This is a genomic window from Pseudomonas panipatensis (assembly GCF_900099785.1).
Classification (GTDB): Bacteria; Pseudomonadota; Gammaproteobacteria; order Pseudomonadales; family Pseudomonadaceae; genus Pseudomonas; species Pseudomonas panipatensis.
Window position 1 is genome coordinate 267,790 of the sequence record NZ_FNDS01000004.1, and the last position, 20,558, is coordinate 288,347.

Below are 20,558 nucleotides of genomic sequence, written 5' to 3' on the forward strand. Positions count from 1 at the left end.
CTATGGCCAGACCAATCGATAAAAAAGCGGAAAAATTCGCTTCAAAGCATCGACTAAGTTGATTTATGAAACTTCCGGCCCTAGTCTGATCCCAGTACCGCTCGGCTTCAGGCCGGATTACAGGTGAGTTTGACGCGCAGCTTGATGATGGCGCGGCCGAAGCTGACGGTCAGGTTGCTGGTCTTGCCGGCGGGGACCAGCGTCTTGCGCACCTTGGGGGTTTCCGGTCCGTTCTGGAATACCGCCGTGCAGTTCACATCCTGCTTGCCATAGTTCTGCAGCAATACGGCGCCCATGCTGTCACCGATATCCTGGGTCTCGTAGGACACCTCGGTGCCATTGAGCGAGGTTTCCACTTCGGTCGGGTAGGCGAAGGCGCTCAGCGGCAGCGACAACAGCAACGCACAGCAGAGTTTTTTCATGTGGCGGTCCCTGGACAGTCGGTTTCAGGCAGACCGCCAGAGTAGACAAGAGGAGGCGAGGATGAAAGCGCCCCGCGTTACCCTGGATCAGTGGCGGACGCTGCAGGCCGTGGTCGATCACGGCGGCTTCGCGCAAGCGGCGGAGGCCCTGCACCGCTCGCAATCGTCGATCAGCTATACGGTCGCGCGCATGCAGGAGCAGCTCGGTGTGCCGCTGCTGCGCATCGACGGACGCAAGGCGGTGCTCACCGAGGCCGGCGAGGTGCTGCTGCGCCGCTCGCGGCAACTGGTGAAGGCCGCCGGCCAGCTGGAAGAACTGGCGCACCACATGGAACAGGGCTGGGAGCCGGAGGTACGCCTGGTGGTGGACGCCGCCTACCCCACCGTGCGCGTGGTCCGTGCGCTGTCCGCGTTCATGCCGCAGAGCCGCGGCTGCCGCGTGTTACTGCGCGAAGAGGTGCTCTCCGGGGCCGAGGAGGCGCTGATCCAGGGCGCCGCCGACCTGGCCATCAGCGGCCTGAACATCCCCGGCCATCTCGGCGCCGAGCTGTGCACGGTGGAGTTCGTCGCCGTGGCACACCCGGACCATCCGCTGCACCGCCTGCAACGTGAACTCAGCCACCAGGATCTGGAAACCCAGATGCAGGTGGTGATCCGCGACTCGGGGCGCCTGCAGCCGCGCGACGTCGGTTGGCTCGGCGCCGAGCAGCGCTGGACGGTAGGCAGCCTGGCCACCGCCGCCACCTTCGTCAGCAACGGCCTGGGCTTCGCCTGGCTGCCGCGGCACATGATCGAGCGCGAACTGCGCGACGGCCTGCTCAAGCCGCTGCCGCTGACCCAGGGCGGCACCCGGCAGAGCAGCTTCTACCTCTACCCGCACAAGGACAAACCCCTGGGTCCGGCCACGCAGATTCTCGTCGAACTACTGAAGACCTTCGCCAACGTGCCGCTGGACGCGCACTTCGCCGCGCCGCAAAGCACCCACTGAAAGGAGTCAGCCCATGCCCTACCTCAGCCATGCCGGCCAGCGCCTGTACTACGCGGACAGTGGCGAGGGCACGCCGGTGCTGCTGGTCCACGGCCTGGGTTCGAGCAGCCGCGACTGGGAATACCAGATTCCCGAACTGCAGGCCCGGCACCGGGTGATCGCCCTCGACGTGCGCGGCCACGGCCAGTCCGACAAGCCGCGCGAGCGCTACAGCATCGCCGGTTTCGCCGCCGACGTGGCGGCGCTGATCGAGCAGCTGCGCCTGGCGCCGGTGCATCTGGTGGGCATCAGCATGGGCGGCATGATCGGCTTCGAGCTGGCCACCCGCCGGCCGGAACTGCTGAAAAGCCTGACCATCGTCAACAGCGCCCCCGAAGTGAAGCCGCGCACCCCGCGCGAATACCTGGAGGTGGCGCGGCGCCTGTTCCTCGCCCATGTGCTGGGCCTGAACACCGTGGGCAAGGCCCTCGGCCGGCTGCTCTTCCCCAAGCCGGAGCAGGCCGAACTGCGGCGCAAGATCGAGCAGCGCTGGCCGCAGAACGACAAACGCGCGTACCTTTCCAGCCTGCACGCGATCATCGGCTGGGGTGTGCAGGAGCGTCTCGGGCGCATAACCTGTCCGACACTGGTGATCAGCGCCGACCGCGACTACACCCCGGTGGCGCTCAAGCAGGCCTACGTCGAACGCCTGCCCAACGCGCGCCTGGTGGTGATCGAAGATTCGCGCCACGCGACCCCGCTGGACCAGCCACAGGTCTTCAACCGCACCCTGCTCGACTTCCTCGGGCAGGTCGACCATTCGTAAACAGCCCCAGGAAACATCCGCAAAATGACCCTGTTCAAACGCCTCCTGCTCGCCGCCTGCACCCTCGTCCTGGCCACCTCGGCGCTTGCCGCGGACCCAGCGAAACCGCACGTTCTGCTGTCCACCACCCTCGGTGAAGTCGAGCTGGAACTCGACGCGACCAAGGCCCCGATCTCGGTGAAGAACTTCCTCGGCTACGTTGACAGCGGCTTCTACAACGGCACTATCTTCCACCGCGTGATCCCCGGCTTCATGGTGCAGACCGGCGGTTTCACCGAGAAGATGCAGGAGAAGGACACCCAGGCGCCGATCAAGAACGAAGCCGACAATGGTCTGCTCAACACGCGCGGCACCCTGGCCATGGCCCGCACCAGCGAGGTCAACTCGGCCACCAGCCAGTTCTTCATCAACCTGACCGACAACGACTTCCTCAACCATGGCCAGCGTGACTTCGGCTATGCCGTGTTCGGCAAGGTCGTGCGCGGCATGGGCGTGGTCGACATGATCGCCAAGGCCCCCACCGGCAACAGCGGCATGTTCCAGGACGTGCCCAAGGAACCCATCGTCATTCTTTCCGCCAAACGCCTGTAAACACTGCCGGCGCACGACGCGGAGGACTGACCAGGCAGGCCCAACGGATGGGCCTGCCGCAACCGAGAGACATCATGCTTTATCGCCGTTTCGAAAAACTCATCGATCCCTTCCGCGACGCTCCCGAGCGCATGCCGCCGGCCGACGTCGTCCGCTTCTACGCCTACTACCTGCGCCAGGTCTGGCCGGTGTTTTCGGTCCTGCTGGTGGTCGGCCTGGTCGTCGCGCTCATCGAAGTGGCGCTGTTCAGCTACCTGGGGCGCATCGTCGACCTGGCGCAGAACACCCCCGCCAGCCAGTTCTTCAGCCTGCACGGCCGCGAGCTGGTCTGGATGGCGCTGGTCGCGCTGGTCCTGCGCCCGCTGTTCAACGCCCTGCACGACATGCTGGTGCACCAGAGCATCAACCCCAGCATGACCAACCTGATCCGCTGGCAGAACCACCGCTACGTGCTCAAGCAGAGCCTGGGCTTCTTCCAGAACGACTTCGCCGGGCGCATCGCCCAACGCATCATGCAAACCGGCAACTCCCTGCGCGATTCGGCGGTGCAGGTGGTCGACGCGCTCTGGCACGTGGCGATCTATACGCTCAGCGCTCTGGTGCTGTTCGCCGAGGCCGACTGGCGCCTGATGATCCCGCTGGTGCTCTGGGTGATCGCCTACGTCGGCGCCCTCGCCTACTTCGTGCCGCAGGTGAAGCGCCGCTCGGTGGCCGCCTCGGACTCGCGCTCGAAGCTCATGGGGCGCATCGTCGACGGCTACACCAACATCACCACCCTCAAGCTGTTCGCCCACACTCGCCAGGAAGAGGAATACGCCCGCGAGGCGATCGACGACCAGACCCGCAAGGCCCAGCGCGCCGGGCGCGTGGTGACCTCGATGGACGTCAGCATCACCTTCATGAACGGCCTGCTCATCGCTGGCACCACCGGCCTGGCCCTGTGGCTGTGGAGCCAGGCGCTGATTTCGGTGGGCGCCATCGCCCTGGCCACCAGCCTGGTCATCCGCATCAACAACATGTCCGGCTGGATCATGTGGGTGGTCGGCGGCATCTTCGAAAACGTCGGCCAGGTCCAGGACGGCATGCAGACCATCGCCATCCCGCGCCAGGTGGTGGACCAGCCCGATGCCCCGGCCCTGCGCGTGGAACGCGGCGGCGTGCGCTTCGCGGATGTCAGCTTCAGCTACGGCAAAGGCGCGGGCGTGATCCAGGGCCTGCAACTGGACGTGCGTCCGGGCGAGAAGATCGGCCTGGTCGGCCCATCCGGCGCCGGCAAGTCGACCCTGGTCAACCTGCTGCTGCGTCTCTACGACCTGCAAGGCGGCCATATCCTCATCGACGGCCAGGACATCGCCGGCGTGACCCAGGAAAGCCTGCGCGCGCAGATCGGCATGGTCACCCAGGACACCTCGCTGCTGCACCGCTCGATCCGCGACAACCTGCTCTACGGCCGCCCCGGCGCCAGCGAGGACGACCTGCGGGAAGCGATCCGCAAGGCCCGCGCCGACGAGTTCATCCCGCAGCTGTACGACGCCCAGGGCCGCACCGGTCTCGACGCCCACGTCGGCGAGCGCGGCGTGAAGCTCTCCGGCGGCCAGCGCCAGCGCATCGCCATCGCCCGCGTGCTGCTCAAGGACGCGCCCATCCTGATCCTCGACGAAGCCACCTCGGCGCTCGACTCGGAAATCGAATCGGCCATCCAGGAAAGCCTGGAGACGCTGATGCAGGGCAAGACGGTGATCGCCATCGCCCACCGCCTGTCCACCATCGCGCGCATGGACCGCCTGGTGGTGCTCGACCACGGACGCATCGTCGAAAGTGGCAGCCACGCCGAGCTGCTCGAACAGGGCGGTCTCTACGCACGCCTGTGGCAGCACCAGACCGGGGGCTTCGTCGGGGTGGATTGAGGCAGCGTCCGCGCGCTAGTCCGCCTGCCGATAAGGCAAGGCCGCCCTCGCCTCTTCGGCGTAAGCGCGGATAGCACCGCGCTCCTGTTCGAGGAATTCCGCCACCGCGGCGCGCAGCCCCGGGTGCGCCAGGTAATGCCAGGAGTGCGTGATCACCGGCTCGAAGCCACGGATCAGCTTGTGTTCGCCCTGGGCGCCGGCGTCGAAACGGCGCAGGCCCGCGCCGATGGCGTAGTCCAGCCCCTGATAGAAACAGGTCTCGAAGTGCAGGCGGTCGAACTCTGCCAGACAGCCCCAGTAGCGCCCGTAGAGGGTGTCGCCATCGACCAGGCAGAAGGCCATGGCCAGCGGCCGGCCGCTGCGGCGGGCGAAGACCACGCGGATCGACTCCGCCATGCGCTCGGCCAGCAGGCTGAAGAACTCGCGACGCAGGTAGGGCGCCTGGCCGCGTACCTCGTAGGTACTGGCGTAGCAGGCGTGCACGAAGTCCCAGTCGACCTCGCTCAGCTCGTGCCCTGCCATCCAGCGGAAATCGATGCCCTGCCCGGCCACCTGCTCACGCTCCTTGCGCATCTGCTTGCGCTTGCGCGAGGCCAGCCCATCGAGAAAGTCCTGGAAGTCGCGGTAACCCCGGTTGAACCAGTGGTACTGGCACCCCAGGCGCTCCAGCCAGCCGTCTTCGGCGGCCAGTCGGGCGTCGGCGCGGGCATCGGTGAAGTTCACGTGCACCCCGGACCAGCGCCCCGCCTCGCTGCCTTGGGCGAGGGCGCCGAGCAATTCGGTGAGCGCCGCGTCCTCGCCGAGCAGGCGCGCCCCACTCACCGGCGAAAAGGGAACGCCGACCAGCAGCTTGGGGTAATAGCGGATACCGGCGCGCTGGCAGGCATCGGCCCAGCCCCAATCGAAGACATACTCGCCGTAGGAGTGGGCTTTCACATAGGCCGGCAACGCCGCCAGCAGGCGGCCGTCATCGCCGCGCAGCAGGTGGTGCGCCGGTTGCCAGCCGCTCTGCGGGGCAACGCTGCCGCTGTCCTCCAGGCTGGCGAGGAAGGCGTGGCGCAGAAATGGCTGGGCATCCGGCAACAGGGCGTCCCACTGGCGGGCATCGAGGTCGGCGAGGCGGGAAAGGGTCTGGATAGGCATGCCCGACAGTCTGGCGCGAGACGCGGTGGAACGAAAGATGGACGCACGGCGAAAACCTGGCCTGGCCCTTCGTCGAGAGGCGCTTGCGCCGACGCGACGCTGCTCTAAGGTGGTGTGACGCTGAAGCATCGGCCCCGCCCGTCGGCGGGACATCCACGCCAGAGCGTTCCCGGATGGCTCGGGAAGCCCGTGGCTCTGGCCTCGCCATGAGGAACGCCCCATGCAAAGCCTGCAATGCACCCACCGCGACTACACCATCGTCGCCCGCGTCTTCGAGCATCCCGGCCTGCCGACGCCCTGGGCCGGCGGCTGCGAGATCATCGCCCCCGACGGCCGCATCAGCCGGCGCCAGGCACTGCCGGCGCAAATGGCCTACCTGGCCGACCTGGACAACGCCCAGCACGCCTCCATCGCCCACGGCAAATGGCTGGTGGATCAGTGCCTGGAGGGCAAGCGGCAGCTCTTCTAATCGCTGACGGGCAATGCGTCGGCGCGGCACGGCGGCCGCTCGACCAGGGCACGCTGCAAGGCAAGAAACTGCTGCGCGGAGACGCGCCAGGACTGTTCCGCCGCCCAGCGCGCGCAATCCCGGCGGTCCAGCGCCAGCGCGCGCAGGCAGGCGTTGCGCAAGTCCGTATCGAGGGCGCCGGTGCGGCCCTCGATCAGCACATCCAGTGGCCCGGCCACCGGGAACGCGGCCACTGGCGTGCCGCAGGCCAGGGCTTCGTACATGACCAGCCCGAGGGTGTCGGTGAGGGACGGAAACACCAGCACGCTGGCGCTGCGGTAGGCCTCGGCCAACTCAACGCCGTAGCGGTAGCCGAGGAACTCCACCTGCGGATAGCGCGCCTGCAGTTCGGCGCGTTGCGGCCCATCGCCGACCACCCGCTTGCGCCCCGGCAGGTCGAGGCGGAGAAAAGCCTCCAGGTTCTTCTCCGGGGCGAGCCGGCCAACGTAGAGGAACACGGCATCGCCGCGTGGAAACACATTGGGCTGGAAAACACCGACATCGACACCCTTGCGCCAGAGCGCCAGGTGCGCCACGCCGCGCTCGGCGAAGGCCTGGCGCATGCGTTCGCTGCTCACCAGTACCGCCGCGCTGGGTGCGTGGAAGCGGCGCAGGAAGGCATAGCCGATCGCCAGGGGCAGCCAGCGCCAACGGGTGCTCAGGTATTCCGGAAAGCGCGTGTGAATGGCCGAGGTAAAGGCCCATCCGCGGCGCCCCAACCAACGCCGCGCAGCCCAGCCCAGCGGCCCTTCGGTGGCCAGGTGCACGCAATCGGGGGCGAAGGCGCGGATCTTCCCGCCGACCCGCCAGAGGTCCCAGGACAGACGGATTTCCGGGTAGGTCGGGCAGGGTCGGCTGCGGAAGTCGGCCGGCGACAACAGGCACACTTCATGGCCCAGCGCCTCCAACTCGCTCACCAGCGCGCGCAAGCAGGTGACCACGCCGTTGACCTGCGGCGACCAGGCATCGCTGACGATCAGTATCCTCATGCCACCGGCTCGGCCGCGACCGGCGCGGCGGCGCGTTGTGCCTGCTCCTCGGCCAGGCGGTAGAGCTGGATGCTGCCGTCCCAGTGTTCGATCAGCGCCGTGCAGGACTCCACCCAATCGCCGCAGTTGAGGTACTCGACCTCGCCGATGCGGCGGATCTCGGCATGGTGGATGTGTCCGCAGATCACCCCGTTGAGGCCGCGTTTGTGGCACTCGTGGGCGATGGCCTCCTCGAAGTCGCTGATGAAGTTCACCGCGCTCTTCACCTTGTGCTTGAGGTAGGCCGACAGCGACCAGTAGCCATAGCCCCAGCGGCTGCGCCAATGATTCAACCAGCGGTTGAGGGTCAGGGTCAGTTCGTAGGCGGAGTCGCCGAGGAACGCCAGCCACTTGTGGTAGCGGGTGATCACGTCGAACTGGTCGCCGTGGATCACCAGCAGGCGCCGGCCGTCCAGCGTGGTGTGCTCGATCTCGTCGACCAGACGGATATTGCCCAGCAACAGGCTGGAATAGCGGCGCAGGAACTCGTCGTGGTTGCCGGTGACGTAGACCACCTCGGTGCCGCGCTTGCTCATGGTCAGCAGGCGGCGGATCACGTTGCTGTGCGCCTGCGGCCAGTAGAAGCCGCCGCGCAGCTTCCAGCCATCGATGATGTCGCCGACCAGGTAGATACGCTCGGCGTGGTAGCGCTTGAGGAACTCCGCCAGGCGCTCGGCCTGGCAGTCGCGGGTGCCCAGGTGGACATCGGATATCCACAGGGTGCGCACCCGTTGTTTCTTGGTCGGCACCAGGCGTTGTGCACTGCTCATGAACGGCCTCCGGCGGGGTTTAGCGGATTCTCGGCGGCAGCGGTGACCCGCTCATGACCGCCAGGCGACAGTCCCGTGACAGCGCCGGTCGCGCTAGACTGGCGACCTGCCCCAGGAGTCCGCGATGAGCCAGATCCTCTCCCTGCGCCATTACAGCCACGACCACATCGCCCACAGCCACGACCATGCGCAACTGGTGCTGGGGCTGTCCGGCGACCTCGACTTCGAAGTCGCCGGGCTCGGCAGCCGGGTCACCCGGCAGCGCTTCGCGGTGGTCCCCGCCGGCGCCCACCACGCCTGCGCCAGCCCGCAGGGCAGCCGTTGCCTGGTGTTCGACCTGGACGATGAAGACAGCCTGCTGGGCATGCTGGGCGGGCACGCCGATACCCTGCGCCGGCTGCTCGAACGGCCCGCCGCGCTGACCCTCAACCCGGCGCAGGACCAACTGGTCCACTGGCTCGCCGCCAGCCCCCTGCAGGACCCGGTGATCGCGCGCCAGGGCGCCCTGCTGCTGCTCGCCAGCCTGGCCAATGCCGACACCCCGGCGGCCGAACCGATGCGCCTGCCGCTGGCCGGCCTGGACGCCTTCATCGAACGCCACGCCGGCCACCCGTTGCAGGTCGCCGACCTGGCTCGCCTGGCCGGCCTGTCGGCGGCGCGCTTCCACGCCCGCTTCCTCGCCGAAACCGGGCAGACGCCGATGGATTACGTGCGCCTGCGCCGCCTGCAACTGGGCCGCGAGCTGCTCTGCTCTAGCCAACTGGCGGTCGGTGAGATCGCCGCGCGGGTCGGCTATGCCTCGCAGAGCGCCTTCACCGCCGCCCTGGTGCGCCAGTTCGGCTGTACCCCACGCCAATTGCGCCGCGAGGCGCGCGACAAATCCCGCTAGCCCGTCGACAGACAAAGGCGCCAGCACGGCATAGACTCGCGGCCATTGCACAAGGAGATCAGCGATGTCGGCAAACACCATCGAGTGGCAGGATTTCGAGCGCGTCGATCTGCGCGTGGGCACCATCGTCCACGTCGAACCCAACGCCAAGGCGCGCAAACCCGCCTATATCCTCCGGGTCGATCTCGGCCCGCTGGGCGTGAAGACCTCCAGCGCCCAGATCACCGCGCACTACGGCATCGACGAGTTGCTCGGCAAGCAGGTCCTCTGCGTCTGCAACTTCGCCCCGAAATCCATCGCTGGCGTGCGCTCCGAGGTCCTGGTGACCGGTGTCTACGACAGCGATGAGCGAGTGGTCCTGGCCGGCTTCGACAAGCCGCTGCCCAATGGCTCGCGCCTGGCCTGAGGGCCCCCGCCCAGCGCACCACCGCTCGCCAGTCCGCTGGCCGCTACTCCAGGTTGACATGCGTATTCCCCGGCTCACTCCCCGCTCGGCCTTGCTCGGCCTGCACATTGGCGCGCTGATGTTCGGCCTCACCGGCATCTTCGGCAAACTCATCCTCGCCGGGCCGCTGGTGATCGTCTTCGGCCGCGCGCTGTTCGGCGCGCTGGCCCTGGGCGGCGCCTTCCCCGGACACCTGGCGGGGCAACCGCGCCCCAGCCTTCGGCAACTGGCGCTGCTGGTCGGCAGCGGGCTCTTGCTCTGCGCCCATTGGCTGACCTTCTTCCTCGCGGTGAAGGTCGGCAACGTCGCCGTGGCGACCCTCGGCTTCGCCAGTTTCCCGGCCTTCACCGTATTGCTCGAAGGGCTGCTCTTCGGCGAACGCATCCGCGCCAGCGAATACCGGGTGGTGGGGCTGGTCTGCATCGGCCTGGTGATGGTCACGCCCAGTCTGGATCTCGCCCAGGGCGCCACCGCCGGGCTGCTCTGGGGCGTGCTCTCGGGCCTGTTGTTCGCCCTGCTGTCGCTGGCCAACCGCGTCAGCGTGCGCGGTCTCGATCCGATACTGGCGGCGCTCGCGCAGAACCTGACGATCATCCTCTGCCTGCTGCCCCTGGCGCTCGCCGAACTGCCCCGGGTGCGCGCCCTCGACTGGCTGTGGCTGGTCCTGCTCGGGGTGTTCTGCACCGGCGTCGCGCACAGCCTGTTCGTCGCCAGCCTGCGCCTGATCAAGGCGCGCACGGCGGCCGTGATCTTCGCCCTGGAGCCGGTCTACGGCATCGCCTTCGCCGCGCTGCTGTTCGGTGAGCAGCCCAGTCTGCGCATGCTCGCCGGCGGCGCCTTGATCCTCTTCGCCACCTTCCTCAGCGCGCGCGCGGCGCAGTAGCCAACCGCCTGAGCGCGCGCCAAAAAAGAGGCCGCCGCGCCGTGACCATGCGGACAGCGAAACCAGACGCCCTGGGGAGGGATTGCCGCTGGCTTCCCGCATGGCCCCGACGTGGCGGCCTGCAAGGTTCCCGGATCTCGGCCGGGATCAGTTCACGCTGTAGCCACGCCCGCTCAGGCAGGCTCCCAGCGCTCGTCGATAGGTGTCCGCGATAGCGGCCGGCGGGGCCTGGGTCGCGTTGGCCGGGTCGAACCCACTCTGGCTGACGGCCCAACCATGGCATTCGTAACGGTCGCGGCTCTGCTGATCGGGCGTCTGCCCGCGGGCCGGGTAAGCGATCACGTCGTAGCCGGTGCCGCCGCCGGCCGACTGCACGGCCGGCGGCGGCGCGACGACGACGTACTGGCGGCGGTCGGCGTTCCACAGGTAGTAAGTGCCGGCGGCGACGAAGTAGAGCACGCTGCCGATCCACATCTCCCGGGCGAAGTCGGGCAGACCATGGCCATGCCCCGGGCCGGGCCCGCCACCGTGGTAGTACTGCGGACCAGGGCCGGGACCGTAACCCGGCCCCCCGGGCGGACCGGCCAGGGCCGTGCCGGAAAGACTCAGAGCCAGTGCCGCGGCGATACAGCGCGACGCAGCAGACGACAACGCGTTCAATTGCACCTCCACTGGGCGGCAAAGCAGCGCCCGTCATGGCGCAAATGATCGCGCGTCCACCGCCCCCTGGCTGTCAGGCTTTGGTAAAGACTTGGTAAAAGCCGGGATACACGGCCTCAGCCGGTCTGCCCTAGCAGCCAGCGGCAATAGCGTTCGACGCCCTCGGCGACGCCGAGCATGGGTGCGCGATAGCCGGCCTCGCGGAGGAAGGAGATATCCGCGCAGGTGTAACTCTGGTACTTGCCGCGCAAGCCATCGGGGAACCCGGTGTACTCCAGCACCCCGGCGCGCACGGCGGCGTCCAGCGTCAGCGGCTGCACGTCCTGCTGCGCGCGCAGGGCGTTGATGACCGCCAGCGCGACATCGTTGAACGGCTGCGCGCGGCCGCTGCCAAGGTTGAAGATGCCATTGCGTTCCGGATGATCGAGGAAATGCAGGTTGACCCGGGCCACATCCTCCACCGAAACGAAGTCGCGCAGATGGCCGCCAGCGGGATAGCCGTCGTACTCGCCGAACAACTGCACCTTGCCGTGCTCGCGGTACTGCCGGAAGCAATGCCATGCCACGGACGCCATACGCCCCTTGTGCTGCTCGCGCGGTCCGTAGACGTTGAAGTAGCGCAGACCGACCACCTGGCTGCGCGCCTGCGGCAACACGCGGCGCACCCGCTGATCGAAAAGGAACTTGGAATAGCCGTAGGCGTTCAACGGCCGCTCGTACTCGCGCATCTCGCGGAAGTCGCGCCCAGCGCCATAGACCGCCGCCGATGAGGCGTAGAGAAAGGCCACGCCCAGGGCCAGGCTGGCTTCCAGCAGATCACAGCTGTAGCGGTAGTTGTTGTCCATCAGGTAGCGCCCGTCGCCCTCCAGGGTGCTGGAGCAGGCGCCCTGGTGAAACAGCGCGCGCACCACGCCGAAGTCGCCCCGGGCGTAACGCGCGACGAAGTCCCGCTTGTCCAGGTAATCGCTGATGTCGCAGTCCGCCAGGTTGCGGATCTTGTCGCCGTCGGTCAGGTCGTCGACCGCGATGATGTCGGTCTCGCCGCGCAGGTTGAGCGCCTTGACCAGGTTACTGCCAATGAAGCCGGCGGCGCCGGTAACGATGATGCTCATGTGGGAGCACTCCCCTGTGGAGAATGGAGTGCCCACAGCCTATGCAACGAGCGAACGCCGGCCGTTGACATATGGCATGAAAGTTAGCTTGCTAAGCATCAGCCTCCGACGCTCAGGGCCGGTCGTTGTGCCCCAGGTCTCGTTGCGGATCGATGCGATCGCGCACCCGCTGCTTGAGTTCCTTGGCCTCGGGAAAACCTCCGTCGGCCTTGCGCTCCCAGATCTGCTCGCCATTGCAGGTGATGCGGAACACGCCGCCGGTAGCCGGTTCCAGGGCGACCCTGGCCAGGTCGTCGGCGAAGGTGCTCAGCAGTTCCTGGGCAAGCCAGGCCGCGCGCAGCAGCCACTGGCACTGGGTGCAATAGGTGATGACGATTTCCGCTTTGGCTGACGGCATGGGGCATGGCTCGGGCAAATGAGAGGCGCCAATGATAGCTGGCCCGGATGGTCGCGCATCCTGCTCATGCAGCGGAAACGAAGGCAAAAAAAGCCCGGCGCGAAGCCGGGCTTGGGGAACATCCAACCGTTATCAGGCGATTCGCGCGAGCAGTTCGCGAGCTTCCGCGCGCTCCTCGGAATCACCGTCCTGAAGAACACGTTTGAGAATGCTGTAGGCCTGATCGAGATCGCCACGATCGATGCAGGCGCGCGCCTGGTCGAGGCTGGCGAGCAACTTGTCGTGCTCGACGGAAGCGGCGGCGTTATGCCGGCCCGGCAGCCCAAAGGCATCGGCGTGCTCGCCGTCGAGGTCGAACTCGGTGACTTCCGGCAACTCGCGCAGGTTGCTGCGGAAGTCTTCCAGGCGCTCGGTCTGCGGCTCGGCTTTGGCGGACTGGCCGCGTGCCGAATCGAAGGCATCGAGGCTGCTCCAGTCGAGATCCAGCGACAGCTCGCCGAGGTTCAGCTCAGCATCACCGAGCATGGGCTGCTGTTCGCTCGGCGATGACGATTCGAGCACCTCGCCCAGTTCCAGCCCTTCCCATTCCCCCAGGTCATCGCTGCTGGGCACTTCGCTGGGCCGCTCGAGCATCGCCGGGTAGCGCCCCTTGAGCTGGTCGATCTGCTTCTGTTCACCCCCCATCTCCAACAGGGCCTTTTCCTGCTCGTGGAAGGCAGCGGACTCGCCCAATTCGGCGAGCACCAGCAGCAGCTTCATGCGCAGATCGCGGCGCTGCGGTTCGGCGGCGATGGACTTGAGCAACATGTCGCGCGCCTGGCCGAAGCGGCCATAGGCGATGTAGATGTTGGCGCCCTCCAGGCTGTCACTGCTGGCAGCCGGCAACTTGGCCAGGGAGGCATCGGCGGCGGGCACCGCCACCACGGTCGGTTTGGCCACTACCGGCGCACGCACCGCTGCGACAACCGGCTCCGACGGGCGCGCCGTCACTGGCGGCTGGACCCGCGGCGGCTCTTCCACCGGCAGGGGGCGGCGACGCTTGTAGAACAGCCCACCGAGCAGCACCAGCAAGACACCGGCGCCAGCCATCCAGGGCCATTGCCGACTGCCGTTGGCCGCCTCGGGTGCAGCAACCGGGCTGGCCGCTGGCGGCGCAGCGACCGGCTCCGCCGGTTTGGCCGGCTGGGTGGCGGCGGCCGGCGCCGGCGCTGCCGCTTGCTCGGCGGCCTGGCGCCGACTCAGCTCGGCCTGCAGGCTCTGCACCTGCTGATCACGCTGGGCCAGGGCCTGCTGCAGCGAGGTCAGTTGCTGCTGCAGATTGTCCATGCGCTGGTTGAGCTGCTCGCGTTCGGCGGTCGCGCCGGCGAGCTGGCCTTCCGCCTGGTTGAGCGTCGCCGCCGTATCGACCGGCAGTGGCGCGCCGGCAGCCGCCGGCTTCGTCGCCGGGGCATTCGCCAGGCTATTGGCGGCGGGCGCGGCAACCGGGGCTGGAGCCGGGGCCGATGCGCCCTTGCCGGCGGGCAGGACCAGGGTCTGGCCACGCTTCAGGCGGTGCGGATTGCCAGCGACGAAGGCTTGCGGATTGAGCTGCTGCAGTTGCGCCATCAGCGTCTGGCGCTCGGAAGCGTCGCTGGCGAGGCGGCCGGCAATGCTCCACAAGGTATCGCCGCTCACCGTGGTGTAGCGCCCCTCCCCTGCGGCGATGGGCGCGGCAGCCGGGCGTGGCGGCGTCGCGCGCGGACGCGGGGCACGCTCGCTGGCCGCACGGCTGCCCTGCTTCGCCGGGGCATAGGCATTGCTGCCGTAGCTTCCCGCGCCAGCGGCGCCATAGCCCGGAGGGTCGAGCAGTACCGTGTATTCCCGCAACAGGCGGCCGCTGGGCCGCTCCAGTTCGAGAAGGAAATTCAGATAGGGTTCGCGCACGGGATGGTTCGACACCACCCGGATGTAGCTGCGGCCGCCACGGATCACCGGGGTGAAGCGCAGGTCCTGGAGGAACATCGAGCGTTCGACACCCATGCGCTCGAAGGTCGAGGCATTGGCCAAGTGGGCGATGAGTTCGTCGGCGCTGAGATCACCGACCTGCAGCAACTCGATTTCCGCGTCGAGGGGCTGGTTGAGCGACGAATGCAGGGTGATGTCACCGAGTCCCAAGGCATTCGCCTGGGAGGCCATGAGGGCCGAGAGAACGGCCATTGCCAGCGGCAAGCGGTTGAGTCGAGCCATATTCCCCATCCCAGTTATCTCCAGGTCTGCAGGCCGTCCCTGACCACCCGAGAATGGTGGCGGTGCGATCCGTGCATTCGAAGCGCCGATCCAGGGCATAGCCCGGACATCTCACCGTCACAATAACGGCCCGTTGCTATCACGATTTAGGTGCTGACACGGCCTGGGTCAAGACGACTCGTCGGAAAACCGGCAAATGATGTGTGTGACAGCCCAAACGACAAACGGCTCCTACAGGAGCCGTCAGAAGTTTGACCATGTTACCCGAAAAAATGTGAACGAGCGCTCAGGACTTTTCCAGATTGGCCAGGATGCGCGAGAGGATTTTCTGACAGGTCGCGATGTCGGCCTCATCGATGCCCGACAACACATCGTTGCGCACGCTGGCAGCGATGTTCTCGATGTCCGCGATCAACACATCGGCCTTGGGCGTCAGGCAGATACGCTTCGCCCGGCGATCCTCCGCGACCGCCTGGCGTCGCACCAGCCCCTGGGCTTCGAGACCATCGAGCAGGCGCGCCAGGGTCGGCCCTTCGACGCCCACCGATTGCGCCAGTTCGCGCTGAGTGGGGATTCCGGCGTTGCGCGCCAAGTGCAGCAGGACCAGCCAGCGGGCCTGGGAAAGGCCGAGGTGGCTGAGCCGGCGATCAAGTTCGGCACGCCAGGCGCGGGAGGCCTGGGCCAGTTGAGTACCGAAATAGTGCTTATCGTTATCGGGCATTATGTCGCAAGGTTCGGGCTAATTGATTTGGCTAATTATTAGTCAGCTAATCAAGGCCGTACAATGACATTTTGTCGCAGGGCGAACGCCTCACCATTTGGCGTACTGATCCTCGACGAACCCCCACGAATTCTCGATATGCAGCGGCGTCCCGCCATGGGGGCGCAGCGTGCCGCTGAAGCGGCCGAACAGCTGTTTGAAGTTGCTCGCCAGCAGCCCCAGGTCGAGACGCTCCTGGTGCAATCCCTGCCCCTCGAAACGCAACGACACCTGACCGTCGTAGGAGCGGATGGTCCATGGCCGCAATGGATGATCGCGATCGAACTCGAAACGCACACTGTCCACCTTGAGCAGTTCGCCATCCAGCCAGAAGCAGTTTTCGGTGAAGCTGGTTTCGTTGACCCCGCACGAGAGGTTCAGCCCGACCCGCTGCCCCTGCACCTCGCCGGACAGGCAGGCCCAGTTCCAGAAGGTTTCGCGGCGCATGTAGCCGGCCGACCAATCGTGGTGGGCGAAGGCGTCTATGGCGCGCAGGTCGAAATCGCCCAACGCACTCTGCACCTGGCCGCTGCAACGCACCCCGGCGACCTTGCGCGCATAGACCCAGCCGTTCACCGCGCTGGGGGTACACAGGCTCATCGGCTGGAAGGCCGGCTGCGCTTCGCTGAAGCGGGCGTCGATACAGGTGCCGTCGTCCAGCTGCACCAGCAGGCGCTTCTCCAATGGCGTCGCGGTATTCTCCAGGCGCAGCCGGTTGCGCCCCTGGCGCAACTCGCAGACGCCCTCGTCAGGGGTCTGCGAAAAGCGCGCTCCCAGCCCCAGCGGGCACTTGAAGCGGCGCTCCAGCATGCGCCCGCTCGGTGGGTGGTAGAGATAGACGAAAGCCACCGCCACCAAGCTCAGCTCGGCCAGCGCGCAACCGCCGATCAACGTCGGGCTGATCAGGCCGAAGTACTGGAACTGGTGGAAATTGCGCCACTTGCTGAGGGCGCCCAACTTGCGGCCCATGGGCGAGCGGAAGTCGAAATCGCGGAAGTTGATCCGCTGCGGGGTCTGCTCGAACACCCCGTAGAGAGGCTGGCCGTTGGCCTGAATGAGTTGCTGCATGGGCGCGCGCTCGGCTCCGTGGTCGGGCTGAATCCTAGCACCGGCGTACCACTGGCCGCAGTCACCAGCGGCGCCAGCACGAGGGACCGAATCGGTCAGACCACCACTTGGTTGCGACCGAACGCCTTGGCCTCGTACAGGGCGCGATCGGCGTGCGCGTAAATGACCGGCCAGGCGATCTGCGCGCCCGGCCGTAGGCAGGACACACCGATCGACAGTGTCACCTCTTCCGCCGTGGTCGAGCCTTCATGGCGAATCCCCAAGGCCTGCACTGCCGCGCACAGCACCTGGGCACGCTGCCGCGCTTCCTCGGCGTCGGCGCCGTAGAGCAGCACCGCGAACTCTTCCCCGCCCAGGCGCACGGCCATGTCCAGCGGCCGCCGCGCGCTCTCCTGCAAGGCCTGTGCGATGCGTTGCAACACGCTGTCGCCGGCCTGGTGGCCATAGCGGTCGTTGTAGGCCTTGAAGTGATCGACGTCGCACAGCAGCAGCGCCAGCGGGGCATCATCGCGCTGCGCCTGGCGCCACAGGCGCTCCAGTTGCCGGTCGAAACTGCGCCGGTTGCGCAGCCCGGTGAGCGCATCGTGCTCGGCCATCTGCCGCAGCAGCTGGCTGCTGAGGAAGTACTCGCGCGACTTGTATTCCAGCAGGTAGCAGCCCACCGCGCCGACCAGATTGCCCAGCAGCAGGAACACCAGGTTGTTGACCAGCTTGGCCAGCGTCAGGCCGGCATAGAGTTCGCAGCCAAGGTAGGCGAGCAGAATCAGCACAGCCGAGGCCAGGGCTTCGGAGAACCGCAGGCCGACCAGGAAATAGGCGGCCATGCTGACCAGCAGCAGCCCTTCGTACGGGTAACCATGGTCGACGCGGTGGGCGATGCCCACCACCAGCGCCGCGCCGATCCCCACGGCAAGGATGCAGGCGATGCTCAACGGCACCATCAGGGGCGCGAAGCGGCGTTGCAGGATGAGCGCGGCGCAGATCACCAGCAGCACCAGCACCACCCCGCGCACGGCGAGCATGGTCCAGTGCTCGGCACCAGGTATCAGCAGGAAATCGACCGCGGCGAGCGCCAGCCAGGCCAGCACGGCGAAACCGAGCGCGGTGCACTTGAGTTCGAAACTGTCTTCCAGGCGGTAGGCGCGGTATTCGCTTTCCAGATCGGCGGGAAAGCGCAAACGGCGAAAGCCTCGGGCAAGCTGTTCGGCGTAGGGGTTGGAACGAACATCGCACAACCAGGCGTGATTTTGCACGTTTACCTCTTCTTTCGGAGGTTTTGCCCACACCTTAGCCGTTCGCGACGCGCGTCACAAGTTTGTCGTTTTCACGCGTCACTTCTCTGTCAGCAATCAGATGGCCATTACTTGGCGCGCTATCGGTTCAGGCCGGTTTCGCCCTTCTCGTCGCCCCCGTTCGCCGGGTTTTCCATGGTGATCAGCAACAACAATCCTTCGCAGAGGGTGACGAAGGTCAAACCGGCCAGCAACGACTGCACCTCAGCCTCGCCACTGCCCTCGAGATGGCCGCCGGCCAATAGCCAGAGCAGCCCTCCCGCCAACATCAGCATACCGACCACGCGTTTCATGACAGCCATGCCTCCTGTGTCCCTGGAGATACTCTGCTGCCGATCGGCGCCCGCGGAAATCAGACGCCACCTGAAAAACCACCGCGACGCGAAGCGCCGCTCAGGCTTGCAGTTCCGCCTGCAAGGCCGCCCGCACGCAATGCAGCACGCCTTGCGGAACGCGACCGCTGAAGCGTTCGGCCAGGGCCGCCACCGGCGGCAGTTCGCCGTCCTCCTCGAGGAAGGCATCCTGCACTTCGCCCAACAGGTCGTCCGGTAGATCCAGGGCCTGTTCCAGGCTCAGTTGCTGCTGGGCGATGGCCTCGGCGAGCAAGGCATAGACGTTCTTTTCGGTGCAATCGAGCTGGCGGGCGATCTGCGCCGGGGTCATCCCCGCGCGGGCCAGGCTGACCAGTTCATGGCGCAGGTCCACGGCTGGCGCGGCAGGCGCCGCCGGAGAGTCGGTGAGGACATCGAGGAAGGCCTGGCCGTAGCGCTCCAGCTTGCGCGCCCCCACGCCGCTGACCTGGGCCATGTCCGACAGCGAACGCGGCTGGCTGCGCAGCATCTCCAGCAAGGTGGCGTCGGGGAAGATGACGTAGGGCGGCACGGCGTGCTCCTCGGCCAGCTTGCGCCGCAGCGCGCGCAGGGCTTCCCAGAGTTCGCGCTCCTCCTGGCGCACCAGTTGGCTGGCCGGGCTGCCGCCGGAGGAAGAAGAGGATTTGCTGCGCTGCGGTTTCGGATCGCGGCGCAGGGCCAGGGTTTCCTCGCCCCGCAACAGCGGCCGGCAGGCTTCGGTCAGGCGCAGGCTGCCGAAACCGTCGAGGTCGACGTCGGCCAGACCGCGCGCCACCAACTGACGGAACAGGGTGCGCCACTCGTCCTCGGCGCGGGCCTTGCCGATGCCGAACACCGCCAGGTGCTGATGGCCGAGGCTGCGCACCTTTTCCGTGTCCTTGCCGAGGAGGATGTCCACCAGGTGGCCGACACCGTAGCGCTGGCCACTGCGGTAGATGGCCGACAGGGCCTGGCGCGCCGGTTCGGTGGCGTCCCAGGTCTCGACGCCGTCGACGCAGTTGTCGCAGTGCCCGCAGGGGTTCGCCAGTTCCTCGTCGAAATAGGCCAGCAATGCCTGGCGGCGGCAGCGGGTTTCCTCGCACAGCGCCAGCATGGCTTCCAGCTTGTGCCGCTCGATGCGCTTGTGGCGCTCGTCGCCCTCGGAGTTCTGCATCATCTGCCGCAGCAGCAGCACGTCCTGCAGGCCGTAGGCCATCCAGGCGTCCGCCGGCAGGCCGTCACGCCCGGCGCGGCCGGTTTCCTGGTAGTAGGCCTCCAGGCTCTTGGGCAGATCGAGGTGAGCGACGAAGCGCACGTTGGGCTTGTCGATGCCCATGCCGAACGCAATGGTCGCCACCATGATCAGGCCTTCCTCGTTGAGGAAGCGGCGCTGGTGGAACGCACGCAATTCGTTGGACAAACCGGCGTGGTAGGGCAATGCCGGGTAGCCCTGGTTGGAGAGGAACTCGGCGACCTCCTCGACCTTCTTGCGCGACAGGCAGTAGACGATGCCGGCATCGCCGCGGCGTTCGGCAAGGAAGCCGAGCAACTGCTTGCGCGGCTGCTCCTTGGGCACGATGCGGTAAAAGATGTTCGGCCGATCGAAGCTGGAGAGGAACTGCTCGGCGTTCTGCAAATGCAGGCGCTGGATCATTTCCTCGCGGGTGCGCATGTCGGCGGTGGCGGTCAGGGCAATGCGCGGCACCTGCGGGAACAGTTCCGCGAGCTGGCCCAGTTGCAGGTATTCCGGACGGAAGTCATGGCCCCACTGCGACACGCAGTGCGCCTCGTCGATGGCGAACAGGCTGACGTTCAGGCGCTGCAGGAAATTCAGCATACGCGGCTGCACCAGGCGCTCGGGGGCCAGGTAGAGCAGCTTGATCTCGCCACGCTGGAGGCGCTCGGCGATCTCCCGCTGCGCATCCGGCGACAAGGAAGAGTTCAGCGCCGCCACCGGCACGCCCAGCTCATCAAGGGTGGCGACCTGGTCTTCCATCAAGGCGATCAGCGGTGACACCACCACGGTCAGGCCGTCGCGCAGCAGCGCCGGAACCTGGAAACACAGCGACTTGCCGCCGCCGGTGGGCATCAGCACCAGGGCGTCGCCGCCGCCGGCCACGCGTTCGATGATCCGCGCCTGATTGCCACGGAAGGCGTCGTAACCGAAAACGTCTTTGAGGATGCGCTGGGCCTGGTCGAGCATGGGGGACTCCGTTTCGAGGCGGGCATTATACGCAAGCCGCCCCGAGCTGCCCGGTCAGCCGTCGCGCAAGAGGCCGGAAAAGCCGCCGCCAGCGCCCGCGGCTGGCCCGCAGGGCGCGGAAAGACTACAATT

At 67.0% G+C, this 20,558-nt stretch carries 21 protein-coding genes; 8 read left to right on the plus strand and 13 right to left on the minus strand.

The window, feature by feature from the left end:
• Window positions 1–107 precede the first annotated feature (107 nt).
• Window positions 108–422: a 3-phosphoglycerate kinase gene (locus BLQ74_RS11445; RefSeq protein ID WP_090262688.1), complete on the minus strand. Its 315-nt coding sequence runs from the start codon at window positions 420–422 to the stop codon at window positions 108–110.
• Window positions 423–483: 61 nt separating this feature from the next.
• Between BLQ74_RS11445 and BLQ74_RS11450 the strand changes: the two genes are divergently transcribed.
• The 4 genes from BLQ74_RS11450 (at window position 484) to BLQ74_RS11465 (ending at window position 4,713) form a co-directional block, all read left to right on the plus strand.
• Window positions 484–1,410 (plus strand): PA3225 family LysR-type transcriptional regulator, encoded by a 927-nt coding sequence (locus BLQ74_RS11450; protein WP_090262689.1) that lies wholly within the window; start codon window positions 484–486, stop codon window positions 1,408–1,410.
• A 13-nt stretch (window positions 1,411–1,423) separates the two neighbouring features.
• Window positions 1,424–2,215 (plus strand): alpha/beta fold hydrolase, encoded by a 792-nt coding sequence (locus BLQ74_RS11455; RefSeq protein WP_090262690.1) that lies wholly within the window; start codon window positions 1,424–1,426, stop codon window positions 2,213–2,215.
• A 30-nt stretch (window positions 2,216–2,245) separates the two neighbouring features.
• Entirely contained in the window at window positions 2,246–2,806 is a 561-nt protein-coding gene (locus BLQ74_RS11460; RefSeq protein WP_090262906.1) for a peptidylprolyl isomerase, read from the plus strand.
• 74 nt (window positions 2,807–2,880) lie between these two features.
• The gene (locus tag BLQ74_RS11465; RefSeq protein ID WP_090262691.1) at window positions 2,881–4,713 is read left to right on the plus strand and encodes an ABC transporter ATP-binding protein; all 1,833 of its coding nucleotides are present in this window, start codon (window positions 2,881–2,883) and stop codon (window positions 4,711–4,713) included.
• A gap of 15 nt (window positions 4,714–4,728) precedes the next feature.
• Here BLQ74_RS11465 and BLQ74_RS11470 read toward each other — a convergent pair whose 3' ends face one another.
• On the minus strand, window positions 4,729–5,856 hold the full coding sequence (locus BLQ74_RS11470) for a GNAT family N-acetyltransferase (protein WP_090262692.1): 1,128 nt from the start codon (window positions 5,854–5,856) through the stop codon (window positions 4,729–4,731).
• A gap of 220 nt (window positions 5,857–6,076) precedes the next feature.
• On the opposite strand from BLQ74_RS11470, the gene BLQ74_RS11475 reads away from it, so the two are divergent.
• Window positions 6,077–6,325, plus strand: coding sequence for a hypothetical protein (locus BLQ74_RS11475; RefSeq protein ID WP_090262693.1), 249 nt, complete (start codon window positions 6,077–6,079; stop codon window positions 6,323–6,325).
• On the opposite strand, the gene BLQ74_RS11480 is transcribed toward BLQ74_RS11475, so the two are convergent.
• On the minus strand, window positions 6,322–7,353 hold the full coding sequence (locus tag BLQ74_RS11480; RefSeq protein WP_090262694.1) for a glycosyltransferase family 4 protein: 1,032 nt from the start codon (window positions 7,351–7,353) through the stop codon (window positions 6,322–6,324). The genes BLQ74_RS11475 and BLQ74_RS11480 overlap by 4 nt on opposite strands.
• Complete coding sequence (locus BLQ74_RS11485; RefSeq protein WP_090262695.1) at window positions 7,350–8,162, minus strand: UDP-2,3-diacylglucosamine diphosphatase; 813 nt, start codon at window positions 8,160–8,162, stop codon at window positions 7,350–7,352. The genes BLQ74_RS11480 and BLQ74_RS11485 overlap by 4 nt, the downstream gene beginning before the upstream one ends.
• Before the next feature lie 124 nt (window positions 8,163–8,286).
• Here BLQ74_RS11485 and BLQ74_RS11490 point away from each other — a divergent pair, with 124 nt between their 5' ends.
• The 3 genes from BLQ74_RS11490 to BLQ74_RS11500 all read left to right on the plus strand — a co-directional run bounded on the left by BLQ74_RS11490 (window position 8,287) and on the right by BLQ74_RS11500 (window position 10,379).
• Window positions 8,287–9,051, plus strand: a complete 765-nt coding sequence (locus BLQ74_RS11490) for an AraC family transcriptional regulator (protein ID WP_090262696.1) — start codon at window positions 8,287–8,289, stop codon at window positions 9,049–9,051.
• A 64-nt stretch (window positions 9,052–9,115) separates the two neighbouring features.
• Complete coding sequence (locus BLQ74_RS11495) at window positions 9,116–9,457, plus strand: tRNA-binding protein (protein WP_090262697.1); 342 nt, start codon at window positions 9,116–9,118, stop codon at window positions 9,455–9,457.
• Between the two features lie 58 nt (window positions 9,458–9,515).
• Complete coding sequence (locus BLQ74_RS11500; RefSeq protein ID WP_090262698.1) at window positions 9,516–10,379, plus strand: DMT family transporter; 864 nt, start codon at window positions 9,516–9,518, stop codon at window positions 10,377–10,379.
• A 147-nt stretch (window positions 10,380–10,526) separates the two neighbouring features.
• Here BLQ74_RS11500 and BLQ74_RS11505 read toward each other — a convergent pair whose 3' ends face one another.
• From BLQ74_RS11505 to recQ, 9 genes are all read right to left on the minus strand, one after another.
• Window positions 10,527–11,030, minus strand: coding sequence for a hypothetical protein (locus tag BLQ74_RS11505; RefSeq protein ID WP_090262907.1), 504 nt, complete (start codon window positions 11,028–11,030; stop codon window positions 10,527–10,529).
• 125 nt (window positions 11,031–11,155) lie between these two features.
• Window positions 11,156–12,151: an ADP-glyceromanno-heptose 6-epimerase gene (gene rfaD, locus BLQ74_RS11510; protein ID WP_090262699.1), complete on the minus strand. Its 996-nt coding sequence runs from the start codon at window positions 12,149–12,151 to the stop codon at window positions 11,156–11,158.
• A gap of 112 nt (window positions 12,152–12,263) precedes the next feature.
• On the minus strand, window positions 12,264–12,548 hold the full coding sequence (locus BLQ74_RS11515) for an Rdx family protein (RefSeq protein ID WP_090262700.1): 285 nt from the start codon (window positions 12,546–12,548) through the stop codon (window positions 12,264–12,266).
• A gap of 132 nt (window positions 12,549–12,680) precedes the next feature.
• A complete protein-coding gene (locus BLQ74_RS11520; RefSeq protein WP_090262701.1) occupies window positions 12,681–14,774 on the minus strand; it encodes a FimV/HubP family polar landmark protein in 2,094 nt (697 codons plus the stop codon).
• Between the two features lie 286 nt (window positions 14,775–15,060).
• Window positions 15,061–15,495, minus strand: coding sequence for a transcriptional regulator SlyA (gene slyA, locus BLQ74_RS11525; RefSeq protein ID WP_090262702.1), 435 nt, complete (start codon window positions 15,493–15,495; stop codon window positions 15,061–15,063).
• 90 nt (window positions 15,496–15,585) lie between these two features.
• On the minus strand, window positions 15,586–16,602 hold the full coding sequence (locus BLQ74_RS11530) for a DUF2804 domain-containing protein (protein ID WP_090262703.1): 1,017 nt from the start codon (window positions 16,600–16,602) through the stop codon (window positions 15,586–15,588).
• Between the two features lie 95 nt (window positions 16,603–16,697).
• Window positions 16,698–17,855, minus strand: a complete 1,158-nt coding sequence (locus tag BLQ74_RS11535) for a GGDEF domain-containing protein (protein ID WP_090262704.1) — start codon at window positions 17,853–17,855, stop codon at window positions 16,698–16,700.
• Between the two features lie 119 nt (window positions 17,856–17,974).
• Window positions 17,975–18,187, minus strand: a complete 213-nt coding sequence (locus tag BLQ74_RS11540; RefSeq protein WP_090262705.1) for a hypothetical protein — start codon at window positions 18,185–18,187, stop codon at window positions 17,975–17,977.
• Between the two features lie 100 nt (window positions 18,188–18,287).
• On the minus strand, window positions 18,288–20,426 hold the full coding sequence (recQ, locus tag BLQ74_RS11545) for a DNA helicase RecQ (RefSeq protein ID WP_090262706.1): 2,139 nt from the start codon (window positions 20,424–20,426) through the stop codon (window positions 18,288–18,290).
• Window positions 20,427–20,558 lie beyond the last annotated feature (132 nt).